Source organism: Flavobacterium terrisoli, assembly GCF_030167905.1.
Lineage (GTDB): Bacteria > Bacteroidota > Bacteroidia > Flavobacteriales > Flavobacteriaceae > Flavobacterium > Flavobacterium terrisoli.
In genome coordinates this window covers 338,594-359,348 of sequence record NZ_JARGNA010000004.1, presented here as the reverse complement: position 1 = coordinate 359,348, position 20,755 = coordinate 338,594, and the positions used below count along the sequence as shown (strand labels likewise).

At 36.8% G+C, this 20,755-nt stretch carries 18 protein-coding genes and 3 tRNA genes; 8 read left to right on the top strand and 13 right to left on the bottom strand.

Features of this window, described 5'->3' with window-relative positions; genetic code table 11:
- Window positions 1-32 precede the first annotated feature (32 nt).
- Both P1K33_RS07410 and P1K33_RS07405 read right to left on the bottom strand, forming a co-directional pair.
- A complete protein-coding gene (locus P1K33_RS07410; protein WP_284652278.1) occupies window positions 33-794 on the bottom strand; it encodes a C40 family peptidase in 762 nt (253 codons plus the stop codon).
- A gap of 76 nt (window positions 795-870) precedes the next feature.
- Window positions 871-2,049 carry an acetyl-CoA C-acyltransferase gene (locus P1K33_RS07405; protein WP_284652277.1) on the bottom strand — a complete coding sequence of 393 codons (1,179 nt, stop codon included), beginning with the start codon at window positions 2,047-2,049 and terminating at the stop codon, window positions 871-873.
- A 360-nt stretch (window positions 2,050-2,409) separates the two neighbouring features.
- Between P1K33_RS07405 and P1K33_RS07400 the strand changes: the two genes are divergently transcribed.
- The 3 genes from P1K33_RS07400 to P1K33_RS07390 all read left to right on the top strand — a co-directional run bounded on the left by P1K33_RS07400 (window position 2,410) and on the right by P1K33_RS07390 (window position 2,672).
- Window positions 2,410-2,493, top strand: a tRNA-Ser gene (locus tag P1K33_RS07400).
- 4 nt (window positions 2,494-2,497) lie between these two features.
- Window positions 2,498-2,572 (top strand) — tRNA-Pro (locus P1K33_RS07395).
- Window positions 2,573-2,598: 26 nt separating this feature from the next.
- A tRNA-Arg gene (locus P1K33_RS07390) sits at window positions 2,599-2,672 on the top strand.
- Window positions 2,673-2,849: 177 nt separating this feature from the next.
- Here P1K33_RS07390 and P1K33_RS07385 read toward each other — a convergent pair.
- Window positions 2,850-3,905: a DUF3810 domain-containing protein gene (locus P1K33_RS07385; RefSeq protein WP_284652276.1), complete on the bottom strand. Its 1,056-nt coding sequence runs from the start codon at window positions 3,903-3,905 to the stop codon at window positions 2,850-2,852.
- Between the two features lie 152 nt (window positions 3,906-4,057).
- Between P1K33_RS07385 and P1K33_RS07380 the strand changes: the two genes are divergently transcribed.
- Entirely contained in the window at window positions 4,058-5,524 is a 1,467-nt protein-coding gene (locus tag P1K33_RS07380; protein ID WP_284652275.1) for an aminoacyl-histidine dipeptidase, read from the top strand.
- A 43-nt stretch (window positions 5,525-5,567) separates the two neighbouring features.
- On the opposite strand, the gene P1K33_RS07375 is transcribed toward P1K33_RS07380, so the two are convergent.
- Window positions 5,568-6,431, bottom strand: coding sequence for a helix-turn-helix domain-containing protein (locus P1K33_RS07375; protein ID WP_284652274.1), 864 nt, complete (start codon window positions 6,429-6,431; stop codon window positions 5,568-5,570).
- Between the two features lie 82 nt (window positions 6,432-6,513).
- Here P1K33_RS07375 and P1K33_RS07370 point away from each other — a divergent pair, with 82 nt between their 5' ends.
- The 3 genes from P1K33_RS07370 (at window position 6,514) to P1K33_RS07360 (ending at window position 10,289) form a co-directional block, all read left to right on the top strand.
- On the top strand, window positions 6,514-6,876 hold the full coding sequence (locus P1K33_RS07370) for a DUF983 domain-containing protein (RefSeq protein WP_284652273.1): 363 nt from the start codon (window positions 6,514-6,516) through the stop codon (window positions 6,874-6,876).
- A gap of 118 nt (window positions 6,877-6,994) precedes the next feature.
- Complete coding sequence (locus P1K33_RS07365; protein ID WP_284652272.1) at window positions 6,995-8,047, top strand: hypothetical protein; 1,053 nt, start codon at window positions 6,995-6,997, stop codon at window positions 8,045-8,047.
- On the top strand, window positions 8,007-10,289 hold the full coding sequence (locus P1K33_RS07360; RefSeq protein ID WP_284652271.1) for a hypothetical protein: 2,283 nt from the start codon (window positions 8,007-8,009) through the stop codon (window positions 10,287-10,289). Before P1K33_RS07365 ends, P1K33_RS07360 begins: the two co-directional genes overlap by 41 nt.
- 41 nt (window positions 10,290-10,330) lie before the next feature.
- Here P1K33_RS07360 and P1K33_RS07355 read toward each other — a convergent pair whose 3' ends face one another.
- From P1K33_RS07355 to P1K33_RS07330, 6 genes are all read right to left on the bottom strand, one after another.
- Window positions 10,331-10,879: a PepSY-associated TM helix domain-containing protein gene (locus P1K33_RS07355; RefSeq protein ID WP_284652270.1), complete on the bottom strand. Its 549-nt coding sequence runs from the start codon at window positions 10,877-10,879 to the stop codon at window positions 10,331-10,333.
- 4 nt (window positions 10,880-10,883) lie between these two features.
- A complete protein-coding gene (locus P1K33_RS07350) occupies window positions 10,884-13,124 on the bottom strand; it encodes a TonB-dependent siderophore receptor (protein WP_284652269.1) in 2,241 nt (746 codons plus the stop codon).
- A 158-nt stretch (window positions 13,125-13,282) separates the two neighbouring features.
- Window positions 13,283-14,428, bottom strand: a complete 1,146-nt coding sequence (locus P1K33_RS07345; RefSeq protein ID WP_284652268.1) for a PepSY-associated TM helix domain-containing protein — start codon at window positions 14,426-14,428, stop codon at window positions 13,283-13,285.
- Between the two features lie 75 nt (window positions 14,429-14,503).
- Complete coding sequence (locus P1K33_RS07340; RefSeq protein WP_284652267.1) at window positions 14,504-16,651, bottom strand: TonB-dependent siderophore receptor; 2,148 nt, start codon at window positions 16,649-16,651, stop codon at window positions 14,504-14,506.
- A gap of 174 nt (window positions 16,652-16,825) precedes the next feature.
- A complete protein-coding gene (locus P1K33_RS07335) occupies window positions 16,826-17,314 on the bottom strand; it encodes a DUF6265 family protein (protein WP_284652266.1) in 489 nt (162 codons plus the stop codon).
- A gap of 74 nt (window positions 17,315-17,388) precedes the next feature.
- The gene (locus P1K33_RS07330; RefSeq protein WP_284652265.1) at window positions 17,389-18,201 is read right to left on the bottom strand and encodes a helix-turn-helix transcriptional regulator; all 813 of its coding nucleotides are present in this window, start codon (window positions 18,199-18,201) and stop codon (window positions 17,389-17,391) included.
- A gap of 103 nt (window positions 18,202-18,304) precedes the next feature.
- Between P1K33_RS07330 and prfA the strand changes: the two genes are divergently transcribed.
- Entirely contained in the window at window positions 18,305-19,378 is a 1,074-nt protein-coding gene (gene prfA, locus P1K33_RS07325) for a peptide chain release factor 1 (protein WP_284652264.1), read from the top strand.
- A gap of 64 nt (window positions 19,379-19,442) precedes the next feature.
- Here prfA and P1K33_RS07320 read toward each other — a convergent pair whose 3' ends face one another.
- The 3 genes from P1K33_RS07320 to P1K33_RS07310 form a co-directional block, all read right to left on the bottom strand.
- Entirely contained in the window at window positions 19,443-19,988 is a 546-nt protein-coding gene (locus P1K33_RS07320; protein ID WP_284652263.1) for a hypothetical protein, read from the bottom strand.
- Between the two features lie 40 nt (window positions 19,989-20,028).
- Window positions 20,029-20,181, bottom strand: coding sequence for a lmo0937 family membrane protein (locus P1K33_RS07315; protein ID WP_284652262.1), 153 nt, complete (start codon window positions 20,179-20,181; stop codon window positions 20,029-20,031).
- Window positions 20,182-20,292: 111 nt separating this feature from the next.
- The gene (locus tag P1K33_RS07310; protein WP_284652261.1) at window positions 20,293-20,682 is read right to left on the bottom strand and encodes a hypothetical protein; all 390 of its coding nucleotides are present in this window, start codon (window positions 20,680-20,682) and stop codon (window positions 20,293-20,295) included.
- Between the last annotated feature and the right edge of the window lie 73 nt (window positions 20,683-20,755).

Sequence of the window (20,755 nt, the reverse complement as noted above, 5' to 3'; positions counted from 1 at the left end):
TAATAAAAAAAAACCGATGCAAAAGCTTCGGTTTAGATTATTTTCTTGATGACTCTCAGTCGGTGTGTATGCCTGTTTTGCTCCGCATTGTAAATTCCTAAATGGTCTAAACGGTCAATTCTGACTTTCCCGCTGGCATGAATGATGTAATTGTTTTCCATCATAATGCCTACGTGGATGATTTTCCCTTCTTCGTTGTCAAAGAAGGCCAAATCACCGGGTTCGCTTTCTTCAATAAAACTCAGCGCTTCGCCTTGAGTCGATTGTTGTGAAGCATCACGCAGCAAAGAATAGCCATTCAGTTTATAAACCATTTGGGTAAAACCCGAACAGTCAATCCCAAAAGGCGTTTTGCCACCCCAAAGATAAGGTGCATTCAAGTACATATAAGCTGTGGCAATCAAATCAGATTTTGCTTTGACACCGCTGACTCTCATGCCTTCAAATTCAAATCCTTCGGTATTGATTTCGCTGTGGTTTAAAAACGAAAGTGAAGCGCCTAGGGGAATGGGTAACAGCATGTTTTTGGCATTGGTCACATATTCCACCAAATCAGAATTCAGGATAATAGCATCTTTGGATAAGCCTTTAAAGCTCTTTTCAGAGATTGGCTGATACTGTTTGGAGTCAACCCAACCTTCATAATCATCGTATTGCAATTTGATTTTTGCCCATTGGTTTTGTGTTTCCAAAACTTCAAAATGCTCACCAAACAATACTTGCGAAACGATTTCGCTTCGATCACTTGGTTCGGCTCGTAAAGGAATTATGGCTAGATTACAAATGGCAAACATTCAAATTATTTTAAATTTTAAATGCTAAATTCTAAATTAATTTAAAATTCAAAATTTAGCATTTAGAATAAATTTATTAGGCTCTTTCTATTACTATGGCTGAAGCTCCACCGCCACCATTACAGATCGCTGCAGCTCCGATTTTGGCATTATTTTGTTCTAAAACGTTAATCAAGGTCACAATGATTCTGGCTCCTGAACAGCCAAGAGGATGCCCTAAAGAAACCGCGCCACCGTTTACATTCACTTTATCATTGTCTAATCCTAAGATTTTGGCATTGGCCAATCCAACAACCGAGAAAGCTTCGTTGAATTCGAAGTAATCCACATCCGCAATGGATAAACCGGCTTTGTCTAAGGCTATCGGCAATGCTTTAGCCGGAGTAGTGGTAAACCATTTTGGCTCTTGAGCCGCATCTGCATAAGATTTGATATAAGCTAATGGTTTTAATCCTAAGGCCTGTGCTTTTTCTTCGCTCATTAAAACCAAAGCTGCTGCACCATCATTGATGGTTGAAGCATTGGCCGCTGTTACGGTTCCGTCTTTGGTAAATACAGCATTTAAGGCTGGAATCTTATCTAATTTTACATTAGTATATTCTTCGTCTTTTGAAAAGATAACCGGCTCACCACGTCTTTGTGGAATTTCCACAGGAACTACTTCGTTGTCAAATTTCCCTTCAGACCAGGCTTTAGCCGAACGCTCGTAAGATTGAATGGCGAAAGCGTCTTGTTCTTCTCTGGTGATTTTATATTCTGTGGCACACAAATCGGCACAAACACCCATAGCGTTTCCGTCATAAGCGTCGGTCAACCCATCTTTCTGCATTCCGTCAACTAGAGAAGTTGGGCCAAATTTTACACCATTTCTCATGTGAACATAATGTGGAATCAAACTCATATTTTCCATACCACCGGCCACTACGATTTCGGCATCACCGCTCATGATGGCTTGTGCGCCCTGCATTACGGCTTTCATTCCTGAAGCACATACTTTATTTACGGTGGTCGTTGGAACAGTATTAGGTAAGCCTGCAAAAATTGCCGCCTGAGTAGCCGGAGCCTGACCAACGCCAGCCTGAACTACATTACCCATTAATACTTCGTCAACTAAATTTGGATCTAAATTGATTTTATTCAAGGCACCTTTGATGGCAACGGCACCCAATTGTGTTGCAGTAACAGTAGATAAACTTCCCATAAAACTTCCGATAGGCGTTCTGACTGCTGATACAATAACTACTTTTTTGCTCATGATTCTATGTTGTTTTGTTGTTTGTTTATTGTTTTGATATTAATGTTAAGTCTGTTTTTCCGAATGTCCACAGGACATTTATTCCACTATCGCTACATACTGTTCTACCTTTGGTCTCGGGTCTCCTCTTAATATCAAATGTTATGCAAAACTAATCTTTTCTTGGAAAATTAATGAATTTGAATCATAATAAATCTCGATTTGCAGATAAATAGAAAATTCCGCAAAGCTACTTAATTGATAGAGAAGCCGTTTTAATTAAAATTTAAAAAAAGAAATGAAATAGTTGTAAATTATAGAATGATAAATTACATTTGCAACCGCTTAAAGAAAATGTTCTTTTACAAAATTGGAAATTTAGGAGAGGTGCCGGAGTGGTAACGGAGCAGATTGCTAATCTGTCGACGGGTAACCGTCGCCAGGGTTCGAGTCCCTGTCTCTCCGCTCTCGGGGTGTAGCGTAGCCCGGTTATCGCGCCTGGTTTGGGACCAGGAGGTCGCAGGTTCGAATCCTGCCACCCCGACAATTTTCAAGACATTTTCTTTGCATGGCCCAGTAGCTCAGCTGGATAGAGCAACTGCCTTCTAAGCAGTAGGTCTCAGGTTCGAATCCTGACTGGGTCACGAATGAATTCATTCAAACAGAAAAAATGACAAGTTTACTTGATCATTTTTTTTGTTTTAAGGTATTATCAAAGCATTTGATATTAAGAGGAGAATGTCCTGTGGACATTCGGTTTTTCGCCTTAGATCAACAAAAAAAAGAAAAACCACCTAATCAGGTGGTTTTTTTGTTTTATATTACTTTATCTCCTTGTCCTTGTAGTAATTGATCAGTAAATCCACAAACTTGCTGTAGCTGTCAATGCCGTCTTCCTGTTGGTTTGACTTTAAGTATTGGTCATAAAAAGCATGAAAGGCCTTATCGATAAAAGTGTCATATTGCTTCCAAAAAGCTTCACTTTCCTTGTAGTTTTCTAGGATGCCGGGATTGATTTTCTTTTTTAAAAGGTCAAATTGTTTTTCATCTTTCATTTTGATATTCAACATGCAATAGCGCAGTGCAGTTGTGAGTGTTGAATACTGAAAATACAAATCATCATTTTTGAGGCAGGCCAAAAAGCCAATAAAATTGCATTCACTTTCGCTGCCAAAGCCTATCTGGTGCGCCATTTCATGGCAAACGACATTTGGGAAGCCATACATTGGTAATTTATCATTGACCTGTGCTTCATTGGTAAACGGATTCAGATAACCGCCAAAACCCATATAAGTCAGCGGTAAGCTAATCAATGATTTCTTTCGGCTTGGAGTACTGTATTTGAAATCGGGATATTGTTGGGCCAAATTGTCATAACCGTTCTGCGTCAGTTTGAAAATGCTGTCCTGCGAATAAGGATTGATTACTTTCTTAGTGCTGTCTTTAGTGATGGCCAATTGCACTTCGTTGGTTTTGACAATCAGTTTTTTGGTGAAAGCAATCAAATCTGCATCGGTATATTCCCTTTGGATGTTCATCTTTTCAAAAAGCGGCACGCGGTAATAATTGAACGCCCATAGTAAATGAAAAGCAAAATAAGCCACAGAGATAAAGCTTAGCGATGCCCAGACTTTATCTTTCCAGTGGAGCTTTCGGTTCTTGATAAGCCAGTAAATGCAGTATGCAATGGCTGTCCCATAAATAATATCCCCAAGTGAAAATGGAAGTTTGCCAAATGCTGTCCGCGCAATATGTGAAATTCCAAGATACAATCCGTTGCTGTAAAAACGTTCCACCGTTTCGGGGAAAAAGGCGAGGATTTTCAGAAATACAATCTGAATCAAGAGAAATAAAGGAAGTATGTATTTGCGTTTCAAGGTCAATTTTTAAAATGTAAATATAATCACAATTCAATTTGGAAAGGAATTTATTAGCTTGTTCTCGATACAATTTTTATTTCATAAAAATCACTCGAACTGACGGGCTAACTTTGTAACTTTGTGCCTCGACATTTAAAAATACAACTATAATGAGCCAGGAAATTAGAAATCTTGAACCAAAAGCACTTTGGAACAAATTCGCCGATTTAAATGCGGTGCCTCGTCCGTCCAAAAAAGAGGAACGCGTGATTGAATTCATGAAAAACTTCGGAAAAAGTTTGGGATTGGAAACTTTTGAAGACGACATCCGAAACGTAATCATCCGCAAACCGGCCACTCCGGGCATGGAAAACCGTAAAACCGTTGTGCTGCAAGGCCATTTGGATATGGTGCACCAAAAAAATAATGATACTGATTTTGACTTTTTAACCCAAGGCATCGACATGTATGTGGATGGCGACTGGGTTCGTGCGAAAGGAACAACGCTTGGTGCTGATAACGGCTTAGGTGTAGCGGCGATTATGGCGGTTCTGGAAAGCAAAGATATTCCGCATCCTGCGATTGACGCGTTGTTTACGATAGATGAAGAAACCGGAATGACCGGAGCTTTGAACTTAAAAGGTGGTATTTTGAAAGGTGAAATCCTGTTGAATTTGGATACGGAAGAAGATGACGAAATAGATATCGGTTGTGCTGGTGGAATTGACGTAACGGCGACCAGAAGTTATAATGAAGAAGAAACTCCGGAAGGTTCTGTGGGTTATACGATTACCGTAAAAGGCCTGAATGGCGGACACTCGGGAATGGATATCAACAAAGGGTTGGGGAATGCCAACAAAATTATGAACCGTTTGTTATTTGACGGATTTGAGAACTTTGGTTTGCAGATAGCCGAAATCAGTGGTGGAAGTTTGCGCAATGCGATTCCAAGGGAAAGCGTTGCCAAAGTAATTGTAGCCGGAATGTATGACGAAGCGTTTGTGTTTGACATGCAGGAAATCATTACCGACATCAAAACCGAATACAAAACAATGGAACCGAAGCTGGAGATTGAAATCGTAAAAAGCGATTTGCCTTCAAAAGTAATGGATTTAGGTGTTCAGGAAGGTTTGTTGCGTTCGGTTTATGCTGCGCATAATGGCGTTTACCGTATGTCAGCTGATATGGCCGACTTGGTGGAAACTTCGAATAATATTGCCCGTGTGATTGTTAAGGATGGCGAAATCTCAATCCAAAACTTAACGCGTTCTTCAGTAGAAAGTTCAAAAATGGATTTGGCTAACGGTTTGCGTTCGGCCTATGAATTGTTTGGTTGCGAAGTGGAATTCTCGGGCAGTTATCCGGGTTGGACACCAAACGTCAACTCTGAAATATTAGACGTTTTGGTTAATATTTATGAAAAACAAAATGGCGGCGAAAAGCCAAGCGTTGTCGCTTGTCACGCCGGATTGGAATGTGGTATCTTGGGAACGAATTATCCAGGTATGGATATGATTTCTTTTGGGCCAATGATTCATGGCGCGCACAGTCCCGACGAAAGAGCTTCGATTAAATCTTCTCAGAAGTTTTGGAAGTTTTATTTGGAGATTTTGGCTAGTATTCCGGAGAGAAAATAGAAAATAGAATATAGAAGCCTCGTTTAGCAATAGACGAGGTTTTTTAGTTTAGGCTTTTCCGAAATTCACTCGGCGTTATTCCGGTTTGTTTTTTGAACAGTCTGGTGAAATATGAATAATTCTCAAACCCCAATGTATCAGCGATTTGATTTACAGTTTTTGAAGCATTGGTTAAAAGTTTTTTGGCTTCCAGAATCACACGATTGGTAATCAATTCAGTCACAGTTTGGTTCAAGATGTCTTTGCAGATTCTGTTTAAATGTTTGAGTGTGATATTCATTTTACCGGCATAAAACGAAGGTGATTTTTCGGTTTGGAAATACTGTTCCAATAAGTGTTCTAGTTGGTGGATTTTGTAGTTATAGGAATGCGTTTTATGATTTGTAGTGGAAAGGTATTTTTGGGCAATTTCGATATGAATGCAATCGAGTAAATTCAGCAGCTTTTCTTCTTTTCTTGGTGTGTTGGTTTGGCTTTCATAAATCATCAAATCAAAATAGGGAAGAAGTGCAGTTAATTCATTGGGTTCAAAAACAATCTCAGGTTGGTTCATCACCGATTGGTAGAATGGATAATCTTCGAGTTTTTTGTGGCCAAAATAGAGATTGTAAATTGCCGAAGAGTAAAAGAAAATATAACCTTCAATGTCTTCGGATAATTGCCAATGGTGGATTTGTCCCGGTTGGAGCACAAACAAACTTCCGGGTTTAATGTTGTATTTCGTAAAATCAATTTCGTGTGTGCCGCTGCCATTGGTAAACAAAACCAACAGATAGAAGTTGTGCCGGTGCGGCTTTTCAATAAAACTGTGTGCTTTCAAATGGTTTTTAAAAGTGTTGATGTACAACTCTTTTTTGCCAAAATCAGCTTTAAAATTGTCAATATTATAAATAGGTTCTTTTTTCAAAATGTCTTTATTGTGCTATTATTGGCGAAGATACTAAACAATTGATTACCATAATCCTTTTACCTTTGTATAAAAATTAATCATGTTAAGTAGCTTATACCATATTTTCCGCAACGAATGTCCCAATTGTCACAAAGGCAAAGTGTTTGCCGATAAGAGTTTCTTTTTCAGCTTTGGGTTTCCCAAAATGCACGAGCATTGCAGTCATTGTAATTTCAAGTTCGAAAAAGAACCGGGTTATTTCTTTGGCGCTATGTTTGTCAATTATGGATTGACTGTGGGTCAGGGCATCATTACCTATTTGATTGCGAGTCTTTTTTTTGACAAAACTTTCGACTTGAGAATCATCCCAATTATCGGTGTGGTGATTGTGCTGTTGAGTTGTTTTAATATTCGGCTTTCGAGGATGATTTGGATTTATATGTTCAAAAAATATTCGATGTAATTCAAATTATAATCTATTAAAAACCGCTCCTTTTTGGGCGGTTTTTTTTATTCAAAATATGTAAAGAAATTATATAATTTTAATACGAATTTTACGTTATACTGAAAACTTCGATTTTATGAAAAAATTGTTTCTTTTAGGCTTGATTTCCTGTTTGTTTTTGTCCTGTGAAAAGGAACATAAAATTGAAAAGGTTGAGCGTGCTTTTTATTATTGGAAGAGTAGTGAAAATTGGTTTAATGCCAAAGAAATGGAAATGATGGATTCGCTCAAGATCAGGAAAATATATCTTAAGTTTTTTGAAGTTAAACACGATGAAACGCTGGGCAATATCCCGATTTCAAAAAATCAATTTTATGATGTCAGTTGGTATGGTGAAAGAAAGAAAATTGACAGTGTGGCAATTGTCCCGACCGTGTTTATCAAAAATGATGTTTTTATAAAAAGCAGCAGACAAGAAATAGACACTTTAGTCAGCAACGTCAATCATTTGGTTTCAAAATATTATAAAGACCGATTCAACAGATATCCGGCCTTTACTGAAATTCAGATTGATTGTGACTGGACTTTAAAATCAAAAGACAATTACTTTTATTTCCTCAAAGAATTGACCAAATTATCAAAGAAAGAGTTGAGTTGCACTTTGCGTTTGTATCCTTATAAATACAGAACCAAAATGGGTATTCCACCGGTAAAACGGGCAACTTTGATGTGTTATAATCTAATACAACCTTTTGCCGATAAGACTAAAAACTCTATTCTGGATAACAAAGAATTAGAATCTTACCTGAATGTTGATGGCCAATATCCGATTCATTTAGATGTTGCCTTGCCCATATTTTCCTGGGCGCATCATTATCAGTATGATGAATTTAAAAGCTTTGTGAATATAAGCGAAGATTTTATAAAAGCAGCTTGTGAACGCAAAAGCGGTTTGTGGTTTGAAATCAAAAAAGACACTTCGTTTAATGATGTCTATTTCCGAGTGGGCGATAAGATAAAATATGAAAATGTAACCCAAAATCAGGTGAACGATGCTATTTCCGAATTAAAAAAGAAGGTGAAATTTGATGCCAAAACCACAGTAACCCTTTTTCATTTAGACTCAACCATTACAAAAAAATACAACTATGAAACGCTCACTCGTTTTTATACTTCTTTTAGTAAGTAGCCTTCCATACAAAGGATTTGCCTGCTATTTTTACCCTTATGGTGAAGATATTCGATATAGTATTTTTAATCCGGAAAACTTCAGGTATAATGGATTTAGGATATACAATTATACTTCGACTTTCTTTTATGATGAAAATTACACCACGAATCTTAACCATGTTACCGAAAATGATTTGATGTGGTACAACCATTGTCAAAAAAGAATTCCTATAACCGAAATAAAACAAGCGATTTTTGAGATTGACATCAGTCAGGTTTCGCCCAATTCTAAGAATCGTTTCATTCAGTATTTATACCAAAAGAAAGATTACCAAACCATCAATTATCTGTTATTTGCCAAAGAAGTAGAAAAACTGAATCCGCAAAGTGATGATTTATGGGAAAACAATACGGATGTGAAAGATAAGCTGAGAGATATCAAAATTGAAGAAGCTTACAAAAGAATCAAAACCGTAAAAAATACGACGATTAAGAAAAGATATTACTATCAGATATTCAAATTGCTGTCTTATATGGGTAAATCTGAAAGAACAATAACCTTATATGATTCCTACACTAAATTATTCAAAGCGACAGATTTTCTGGATGATTGGGCACTTTTTTACCGAATGAATGCCGAACCGGATAATGTAAAGATGAATTATTTGGCAGCTCAGGTTTTTGCCAGAGGAACAGATAATAAGTTTGATATCAAATGGTATTTCAATAAAAATATTCCGATTGACAATGTTTTAAAATTTGCCCGAAACGATGAAGAAAAAGCCAATATTCACGTGTTGTATTCTTTCCGGCGAATTGATCAAAACCTTGAAAATATAATCAAAGTGCATCAATATGATGCCAAGAATCCGGGTTTGAGTTTTTTGCTTTTAAGAGAAATCAATAAGTTAGAAGATTGGATTTTGACACCAACATATACCATGTATTTGCCCACGTTAAGAGAAGACTATTGGGAAAACAGCAATGGGGAAAGGATTCTGAATAGAGTAGAAGTGGACAGACTCTATGCTTCTAAACTGCTTCAGTTTGTTAACTCGGTCAACATTAATATTGTCGATGATAAGGAGTTTTGGCTGCTATCAAAATCCTATTTGGAATTTTTGACCAAAGATTATCCCAATGCCTTGAAAACCATCAATTCTTTTGAAAATAAAATCAAAGATGAAAAAGTAAAACGCCAATGCGATATAGTAAAAGCCTTGGTTTTGACGGCAAACCAAGTTAAAGGTAAAGCCACAATTTTAAAATCGGTTGAGTCTGTTATTACCAATGAATACCATCAGAAAAACGATGCTTTTCTTTTTGGTATAGCCAAAGAGTTGGAAATTTTGGGAGACAGAGTTGATGCTGCTTTTTTGATTTCAAAAATCAAAGAAGGAATAGAAGGTGATGGCGGTATTTATTTTAAATCCAGAAGTAATAAAATAACCCTGTTTGATGATTTCTATTACGATTGGTACGGGTATATTGACGCAGAATTGTCTACCACCGATTTACAAACTTTGGTTAATACCATTCATGGAAAGCAATTGTCATCTTTTGACCAATGGAAGATTAGTGATTTACAAAGGGAATCAAACAAGGTTAACGATTTAATGGGGATTAAATACATGCGTGATGATAATTTGAAGCTGGCCTATCATTATTTTTCCAAAGTCGATAAGAATCATTACACCAATGCACCATTATTTAATGAAAGTCCGTTTTACAGGATCAAAGGTTATATGAGTTTTAATCCGTCAAAATCGGCAGTCCATCTTACGAAAGCCAAAGTAGTCCATACCTTGATGAAATTGAAAGAAAAGGTAAATCGTGGGCAATACAGCACCAAAAATCAGGATTGTTTTTTGATAGCCAATTGTTATTACAACATGAGTTATTATGGCAATTCCTGGATGATGAAGCGTATCACCCAAACGGCCAACCGCGATAACAATTACGATGATGACATAGAATATTACCGTTGTCACAAGGCAAAGGAGTATTATCAAAAAGCGGAACAAAACTCTAATTCTAAAAAGTTTAAAGCGCTTTGCATGTATATGATTAGCAAATGTGATGCTCGAGAAAAAGAATACTTTTTATTAAAGCAATATGAAAAGTACTATTATGTAGAAAGGGAACAATTGCAAAAAGTTAATCGAGAGGCTTTCTCCAATTTTAAAACCAAGTATCCAAGTGAATATGATGAAATGATGTCTAATTGTGAGGTTTTCTCTGTTTATTTCAACGCTCGTTAATAATAAAAAAGCTCCCAATTTGGGAGCTTTTTGTATTCTTATTAACCCAATAAGAACAAAAACAACAGAGGAAAAAGCAATCCGGCGATGGCCAGTTTCCAGCCCCTGCGTTTAAAGGTAAACTTTCCGGCAGGAATCATGATTGCTCCCGTAATCGCTATGGTTATTAAAGATATTCCAAAGATGTCTGAGTAATATATCCACCAGTTAGAAGTGTTTTTGTGCAATTTCATCATGTGACTGATTAGCGGTGTTTTGCTAAAAGAAACAATTTCTCCCTTACCGGTTTTCATGTCAATTTCCACATCGTGTTTTTCAAATGAAATCTTCAGCGTTCCTTTCTTTACATTGTGGCGGCGAATTTTGTCATCGATGCCCAAAGCTTTACCTAATGAATCGGCAAATGGTTCGTTGATTTTTTCTTCGGCAGGCAATTTTACTTCGATGGCTTTGGTTTCCACGGTATATTTTTCGGGATGCCAATTTTCTCTGTGGTTCATCATAATACCCGAAAAGGCAAATGAAATGATTAAACCGATGTAAAAATAACCTAAGTCACGGTGTAAATTTCTGATGGTGGCTTGCTTCATTTTGTTAGAATTTATAAGACAATGTTGTTGAAAGCATTCTCGGGGCAATCGGGGTTACCGTATTGTCATCGTAAACGTAATAACTCACTACATTTCCTAAGTTAGCTAATCGGGCTCTGATAGAGAAATTTTTGATGGAATAACCGATTGAGGCATCGAATTGTAGAAATCCTTCTACCGGAATTGGCTTTCTGGCGGCTTCTGCAGGTGTAGCAGGGTTGATAGGACTCAATCTTCCTCCTAATCTTTCTCCGATATATGTTGATTGCAAACCTAATTCCAATCCTTTAAATTTAGAATTTTCAAAGGTGTAGAAGGCACTGGCATTAGCGGTGTGTTTTGGCGAAAATCTTAAATACGTTCCCGGATTATAGATGTTGCTCTTGGTATATTTGGTTTCATTAAAACTGTAACCTGCAATCATTCTCAAGCCTTTGTGGTGAGCGGTAATGTCTAATTCAACTCCTTTACTTTGGTAAGAACCTGCCAATTCTTTGATGTTTGCATTAGGATTTGGAGCACCTAAATCTTGTTGCGCCAGGTTTCCATAGTCAATTATATAAGTAGTAAGATTGGCTACCAAATGACCTTTGAAGAATTCATTTTTAACCCCAACTTCGTATTGATCAATAGTGGAATGTGGCAGCGCCTTTAGGTTTCTGTCGGTTCCGGTATTCAATACGAATGAATCAGAATAGCTGGCAAAAATAGAACTTGTTTTTATGGGTTGGAATACCAAACCTACTTTAGGAGAAAAAATATTGTCGTGTGTTTCTGTAACATTGGCTGGTGCTGGCGTTGCCGAAAAAGTAAATGCGCTGGTAGTGTTTTCCAGATAACTATAGCGCAAACCGGCCAAAACTTTTACTTTTTGGGTAACTTCAATCAAATCCTGGAAATAAAAACCAGCCCTTTTTACATTAGCTAAAGTGTTGGTATTTTTATCCATTATTGGCACAATGGTATTGGCATAAGCTGAATTTCTGTTAAAAGTTACTTTAGGATTATAGATGTTTATATAATCGTAATGATTGATGTTTTTATAAGCCAAAGTTGTAGTGTTGCTTTGATCGGCATCGGCTCCAAAAAGCAGACTGTGCTTTAATTTCCAGGTTTTGAAAGTTCCTGTTAAATCTACTTCAACCAAGCTGTATTCCTGCTCAGAGTCGTTTTTTTGAACACCTCTTCTCCAATCCCCATTGGCTTGAACCAAATTGTTTGGACTCACAGTAGGATCATTCACTCCGGCATTTGGTCTCAAACTTGAGAGCAAATTGGTGCTGTAACCTTGGTAAGAAAAGATTCCTTTTAACTGCCAGTTTTTATTCAAATCGTGGTAGATGGTTGAAGTCAAGCCCAATTGTTCTGAGTTAAATCTGCCCCAATTGAAGCCTAAATAAGAGTTTATTGGCAATTCAACTACTTTGTAGTCAATGGCAGCCAGACCAAAATCGGGTGTTCTGTTGTCTTTGGTATAATCAGCTTCTACAATGATATTAGTTTTTGCAGAAATATCAAATAGGAATGACGGATTGAAATATATGCGTTCCGTTTGTACTTCATCTCTAAAACTATTTCCTTTTTCGTAACTGGTAATGAATCGATAAGCCACCGTATTACTATTGTTTACCGCGCCGTAAACATCAACGGTTGGTTTGAAAAAATTATATTCAGTAGCTCTGAAACTCAATTCGCCACCATGGTCAAATCTTGGTTTTTTGGTAACCAAATTTAAAATACCGCCCGGAGCTACGTTTCCGTATAAAAGCGCCGCACTTCCTTTTAAGATTTCAATGCTTTCCAAGGAACTGGTTTCAGGGATTAAGGAACCGTTGAAACGAACACCATTTTTAAAAGTGTTTCCACCACTAAAGGTAAAACCTCTTGATCCTAATTCTTCCTGGTTATTTCCCGAAGCGTTGCTGGCACCGGAAACATAAACACCATTGGCATTTTTCAAAGCGTCAGAAAGTCTTAAAATTTGTTGTTGTTTGATGGTTTCTTTTCCGATTACAAAAGTAGCTTGTGGCAAATCTAAAGGCTTAATGTTGGCTTTACCACCTTTAACGATAGTTTTTTGTTGTTGGGAAATGATGACTACTTCCTGAAGGGTTTGTCCTTTTTTGTTCTTTACAGTATCGTTTACTGCATAGAGTTCTTCGTTGAAATTGTTTTGAGTTTCCTGAGAGAAACCAATGGCACTAGTAGTAAGTGTAAAGGCGAGAATTGAGATATACTTGTTCATTTATTTAGAATAATTAAAAATAGTGTTGTGATTCGAGTGCAAATATAAATACGAGAATGGGAATAAAAAAGTTTATTTAGATTAAATATAAATAGTTATTAACAAGAATTTTGTAAGCTTTTGATTTTCTGAAAGCTATACATGAAAAAATGACTCAATTATTTTTGAGACTTTTTGTTTCTCCTTCCATACCAAATAAGGAATCCTGTAATAGGCAAGCTGGCAATCAACAAACTAATTAAAAAAGCGAATACTTTTCCAGGTAAACCCAATATGGCTCCGGTGTGAATATCATAATTCATTCGTATCAGTTTATCGGCTGTTTTAGCATCTTGTAACTTTCCAAAGAGGTGATTTACATTTTTCTCTTTCAAAGTGTATTGTTCAAAATAGCGATAATCCGTTTTCCAATAAGTTCCTTCATCCAAGTTGGCGTTTGCAGCAATAGAGGAAGTTTTTGTTTCCGGTGGATGAACTTCGATTGATTTGGCATCCGGATATTCCTTTTGCATCAGTAACCAAACTTTATCTAAAGGCTTTTCAACAGTTGCAACAGCCATTTCTTTTTTGGAACTTGGATCTTCATAAAGCAATGATTTTTTACCGCCGGTAATGGTGTAATAGCCATAAGCAAACCAAGGAAAACCCCAAACCAAGCCGGTTGCCGCGAAGATTAAAGCGATTGACATCACATAAAATCCGGTGATATTGTGCAAGTCGTAGTTTTTTCGTTTCCATTTCAAACCTTCTTTCCATCGAAACCAAAAGCGTTGTTTGGCTGCTTTTTTATTTTTGGGGAACCAAAGAATCAATCCGGTTATGAGCATGAATAAGAAAATCAATGTTGCCGAAGCGCAAACTGTTTGCCCAATTTCGTGTGGTAACCAAAGATAAAAATGGCCATCCAAAACCCATCTGAAGAAGCCGGAATACATATTGGCTACTTCCAAAACTTCTCCGGTATACGGATTTATGTAGATGATATTATAGTAGTCATTGGCCGCAACAGTATCATCATGACTATAGAAAATCGCTTCAGCCGATTTGACTGAGCCATTATATTTAATGGCATGAAGTACTTTATTTGGGAATTCAGCTCGGGCTATTTTTTCTAATTGTGATGGTAATAGGAATCGTGCATGCTGTTTTTCTACAAAACGGTATTCTTCAGTAATGTTCTGAATTTCTTCCTGAAAAGCATACAAACAGCCTGTAATCGCTATAATGAATACGATAATCCCGGAACTTAATCCCAACCAAAGGTGAACATTTCGGATTGCTTTTTTAAATGTGATATTCTTCATTTATTAAGTGTGAAAACTCCTCACCGAAATGAGGAGTTTAATTAAACAAACAGGTAACCAAATTCTAATATGGAATTAAAATTTATACGTTAATGCGGCAGTCAGACTTCTCAATTTTTGAGGCGTTACGGTTGACCAACCGGAATAATATTTTTCGTTTAATAAATTATTTACTTTTAAAGTAAGGTTGAATTTATCGTTGTTGTAGGATAAAGCAGAGTTCAGAACAGTGAAAGATGGTAATTCAAATGTCCCGATGTTGGCTCTGTGTAATGTTTTATATTCGCTGGCATAATTTCCGCCAAAACCAAATCCGAATCCTTTTAAATCACCGACTAAGAAAGTATAATTGGCCCATAAGTTCACTAAATTTTGTGGTCCTGCTTCTTCAGAACGATGACCTAGGTAACCGTCACCGGGATTGTCTTTTGTTACTTCGTTGTCGTTATAGCCATAACCCGCAATGATGTTAAATCCTTTCATTGGGTTGGCTGTAAAGCTTACTTCAACACCTTTACTGTTTACTTCACCGCCTTGAATAGAATTGTTGATGTTGGTTGGATCTGTCATCAATCTGTCTTTTACATCAATATTGTAATAGCTGATGGAAGCTGAAATAATGTCTTTATAAAGGTTTGTTTTTAAACCAAATTCATATTGATTGGCATATTCAGGATCAAAAGCTTTCATTCTCTGATTAGAACCATCGGCATCCGACACTAGTCGTGGTGCTACATTGATAAATCCGTTTGTATAATTACTAAAAACGGAGACTTTGTTTTCAATTAGTTGGTAAACCGCACCGAATTTTGGTGAAAGACTGGTTTGGCTTTTGACTTCGTCAGTTGACCAATAAGCAGTTTTTCCTTTGAAATTATCAACACGCAAACTGGCCATTACCGAAAGTTTATTGGTTACATTCAAAACATTCGAAAAATAGGCACTCAAAACTTCGGTTTCTGCTGTTGAGTTTCCTTCGAAAGAACCAACCAAAAGATTATCCACTCCGGCTTGGGTTAAATCTCCGGTATCCGTTTGGTTTACTAATGAAACAATTCCGTTGCCAACCCATCCGGTACTTCCATTATCAATATTAGATTTGTAATAATCGACTCCGGCAACCAAACGATTTCTCATTTCTCCGATTTTGAAATCTCCAATGAAATTTTGCTGGATATCTGTAGCGAATGTTTCTCCGTTTCTTTTGGAGATAAATCGGGTAAACTCATCGCCATTGGCTGAATCCCATAAATAGGAGTAATAGCCACCTGTTTTACTGCTGCTTCTTGATAAGGCAGTTTGTGAGGTCCATTGGTCTGATAATTTATAAATCATTTGCGCCTGCATATTGTATGTAGGATTGTTGATGGCCAACTCATTTGAGGTGTATGATTTTTTATAACTTTTTTCAAATAAATCCATGGAATCAAACGACAACGCTGAATACCTGCTTAGGAATATCATCGGCGCATTGGCTGATGACCTTTGGGTAAATTCAGTATTGATTAAAAATGTCAGCTTGTTGTTAACCCTGTAAGTCAACGATGGGGCAAAAAAGAATGATTTGGCAAAACCGGCATCCTGAAAGGAGTTTTCTTTCTGGTAGGCTGTATTTACTCTGATGTCAACATCGGCACTTAAAGGAACATTAATGTCAGCGCTGACTCTGTCCATGCCGTAGGTTCCGGCATTGTACCCGATTTCGCCACCAAATTTAGAGTATGGTTTTTTGGTCACGATGTTAATTAATCCACCATAAGAAATCAGGCTGCTGCCATACAAAGTTCCTGATGGACCTTTAATAACCTCAATGTTATCAATGTTTATAGGGTCAATTGTTCCGTTGTTGATCCCAGGCAAACCATTAATCATGGTTGGTTGCGTGGCAAATCCTCTGATGATGTAAAATTCTGCCCCATCACCGCCACGACCGGTTGATTCCCAAAGTCGGGCAACACCGGTGGCATTTTTTAAAGCATCATTGAAAGTAGTAACTACTTGTTCTTTTAATAGTTCGCTGGTGACCGTACTGTAAACTTGTGGGTTTTCAATATTGTTTAGTGGCATCTTAGCAACTGTGGTGCTCTTTTCTCTTTTGTATTTGTATTTGTTGGTGTTGATTTCAACTTCTTTCAATGTGGTGATGCTGTCTTTTTTAGTTTCTTGAGCTAAAACCGTCATTGTAAATAGAAGTGAAGTGGATAGGATAATTATGTTTTTCATCTTTATTTAGATTAATTAAAAATAATAATGCAAATATATACGGACGAAATTAATTTGCAAAACTTATTTAGACTAAATATAAATAATATTTTTATGGGATTGATTTACTTTGGTTTACAAATGAAAAACCTCACGCAATGGTGAGGTTTATAGATGAAAAAGGTAATTTCCGGCTTATTTTTTGGACATCGGATAGCTTTCTGAAACCGGTTTTCCACCTTGGTTTCCTGAAATTGTAGCCATTAATGATTTATCGTTTATTTTTTTGTAGACAATTTTTTGTGGGAAATCGTGTTTTGGATTTTCAAAGGCAAAACTGTTATCTGTATCTGAAGTCAGTTTGAAATCAACTGCTTCATCATTGTTTTGTCCTTTTACCGTTGGTCTGTAAATCAGTTGGTCATTGACTTGTGTTAAAATTATGCTTTCAGAATGAACCGTATCTTTTTCATTTTTGATAAAATAGCTTTTACCCGAAAACGTACTGTCGTTGTCTTTAATCCAGGTTTCGGTTAAAACACCATAAGGCATTTTGTTTTCCCATTGACCAATCAGCCAATTCATTTTTTCCAATTTAGCATATTTGTTTTCCTTTGGCTTTTGACAGCAAATGAATAGGGCAGCAGTGATAATCCCAATAGCGATGTAGTTTTTCTGTTTCATTTTTTTTTTAAGTTATATTTCGATACAAAACTCGATTATTTTTAATCCTCATAATTGTAAAAAAGCGACATCTTCTAAAGATTAAAGAATTTTACCATTTCAAGATTTTCACAAAAGTATTGTTTTGGATTCAATCCGGTGATTTCTTTGAAGTCTTTTATAAAATGTGCCTGATCATAAAATCCGCCATCCAGCGCCACATTGGTAAAACTACTGAAATCTTTGTCGTTGATTAACTGCAAAGCATAATTAAAGCGAATAATCCGCGAAAAGAACTTTAGGCTAACACCAACATTGGAAATAAAACTTCTTTCCAGATGGCGTTTGCTGATTTGAAATTCCTCAATCAGTTTTTCAATCGAAATAATGCCGTTTGATTCCATTATGGCAGTGACGCATTTTTCAATCTGGATGTCTTTCTCTGTGATTGGTCTTTGTTGGCTTTCCAGAAAACGTTCAATGATGGTTAACCGTTCTTCATTATTCGCTGCGGAAAGCATTTGGGTTTCAAGCATCTTACCTTCATTGCCCCATAAATCCTTTAATGAAATGATTCGGTCTGTTAAGTCAGAAACTTTTACATCAATGAAATTCTGCAACCCGTTTGGTTGAAAGCGCACGCTGAAAATGCCGATTCTTCCGGTTGGTTCAAGGTCAATGAATTTGGTAATCTGGCCATAAACAAAGCTCTTGGGCTGAATTTCTGAAGTGCCGTTGTCTTCATATTTTTTGAAAAAGTCACCATAATGAAATAGTAGTTCGACGCAGCCATCGGGAAAAACCCGGTCTTTTTTGTTTTGGTCCTTGTTTTCGGAATCTTCCAGGCTCCAATAACATTTTACCTTGCCGGAAAGACTTGATTTCGGTTCGTAAACATTATATTCCATTAGGATCTGTTTTTTTAGCAATACTATAAAAAATCTGTTAACGCCCAACCTATAAATGAACACTTTTCACTATTTTTGCACTCCAAAATAGAAAGAAAAACAAATGTTAGACAGATTACAATATGTAAAACAACGCTTCGACGAGATATCAGATTTGATTATTCAGCCTGATGTAATCGCCGACCAAAAGCGTTATGTACAGTTAAATCAGGAATACAAAGGATTAAAAGCATTAATGGATAAGCGTGAGGAATATGTACGCCTAACTGATAATATTGCTGAAGCCAACGAGATTTTGGATGATGGTTCTGATGCTGAAATGGTGGAAATGGCCAAGATGCAAATGGATGAAGCCAAAGATCGTTTGCCACAATTGGAAGAGGAAATCAAATTCCTTTTGATTCCGAAAGATCCTGAAGATGCTAAAAATGTAATGGTGGAAATCCGTGCCGGAACCGGTGGTGATGAAGCCTCTATTTTTGCTGGTGATTTATACAGAATGTATACCAAATATTGTGAGGGCAGAGGTTGGAGGACTTCGGTAGTTGACATGAACGAAGGAACTGCCGGTGGTTTTAAAGAGGTGATTTTTGAAGTAACCGGAGAAGATGTTTACGGAACCCTGAAATTTGAAGCGGGTGTTCACCGTGTACAACGTGTACCGCAAACGGAAACACAAGGTAGAGTTCATACTTCGGCAGCAACGGTAATGGTTTTACCGGAAGCGGAAGAGTTTGATGTGCAAATTGACATGAATGATGTTCGTATTGATTTCTTCTGTTCATCAGGTCCGGGAGGACAATCGGTAAATACAACCAAATCGGCGGTGCGTATGACACACATTCCAACTGGTTTAGTTGCGCAATGTCAGGATGAGAAATCACAACATAAAAATAAAGACAAAGCCTTAACGGTTTTGCGTTCGCGTTTATACGAAATGGAATTGGCCAAAAAACAAGCCGAAGATGCAACCAAGCGTTCGTCTCAGGTGAGTAGCGGTGACCGTTCGGCTAAGATTAGAACCTATAATTATGCTCAGGGAAGAATTACCGATCACCGAATTGGATTGAGTATTTTTGATTTAGATGGTTTTATGAATGGTAACCTTCAGAAGATGATTGATGAACTTCAATTGGTTGCCAATACTGAGAAACTAAAAGAAAGCGAAGTTTTCTAATATAAAAAGGGCTAACATAAAACGTTAGCCCTTTTTCTTGCTTATTAGCAGTAGACTCAAAATGCTAGAGCCTAAATCCGTAAGCAAATCTCAAAGCAATTTGTCCCAAACCTTTATCGGCGGTTCCATTATCGTTGACTATCGGAAAGTCGGTATAGTGTTCGTAACGCAAACTGGCGTCAAAGTATTCATTTGCGTAACCTATGCCGGGACTTAATAAGAATGAAGTGTCATCATAATCATTGGTTACGGCAAAAGCGGCACCAACTTCAGCTAGTAAATAAAGTTTGTCTTTTAGGACGAAAGCTTTAAATCCACCTTTTACCGGAATATAACCTAAATCATTATCGTCTCCGTTAACGAAAAAATTATTAAATCCTGTTGTAAAAGTCAAAGAGTATTTTGTGGATAAATCATATTGAAGTCGAATATCTCCACCTATATTAAATTCGTATGGATCCTGAAGTGGCAAACCACCACTTAGTCCAAATCCTAAACGGAAACCTTGATCGTAATTTTTCTTTTCTGCTTCTTGAGCAAATGTTGCAGTCGAAATGAACAGACATAACACCGCAACTAATTTCACGGAATTTCTAAAAATAGTTTTCATGGTATTGATTTTAAAAGATTGTTATGTCGTTTTCTACCATCTATATCTCTTTTCCTTTAATGACCTTCAGCAGTACAGCAACTACTGCAATTAACAATAGAATATGGATTATGGCGCCTACATTGTATACCAGGAATCCGAAAACCCAGAGTACTATTAACACCACGGCGATTGTGTATAATAAATTTTGCATGATATTGTTATTTAATTTTGCTATTATTTTGACAGTTTTATTTTTGTGATTTCACGGCCAAGCATAAACTTAGGATGCTGTTTTTTTTCATAGCCGTTTTTTTGGTGTTTATTAAAAAACAACGACAGGTTCTCCTGTTATGATTGGTTGTGCTGGTCTTTTAGCTCTTCCTTTAGGATTAAACGGATACATTTCTTTGTGGATTTTGATAAATTGTTCCGGATTATCACCTTCAAAATCGGTAATGACTACTCTTTCTTTTTTGTAAAGCGAGTAACCGCAATAATTTTTAGGAAGTTCAGGACTAATTACCCAGGTGTTATTTTCCTGATAATGGAATACTTCATTTTTCATATCGTAATAAGCCTGCATATTAGGGAAATAGTAGTAACGCAATTCACAATTGGTTTGCGGGTCAACAGTTAGTTTTTTTTCTTCTGTGACTTGAGCATTCACTTGTAGTAGTGATAATGCTGTAAATAGTAGGACAAAATTTCTCATGGGACAGATTTTTTTGTTTAACAATAAATTTGTATGATTTATTATACTACAAAGTTGCAATGAGTCACCCGTT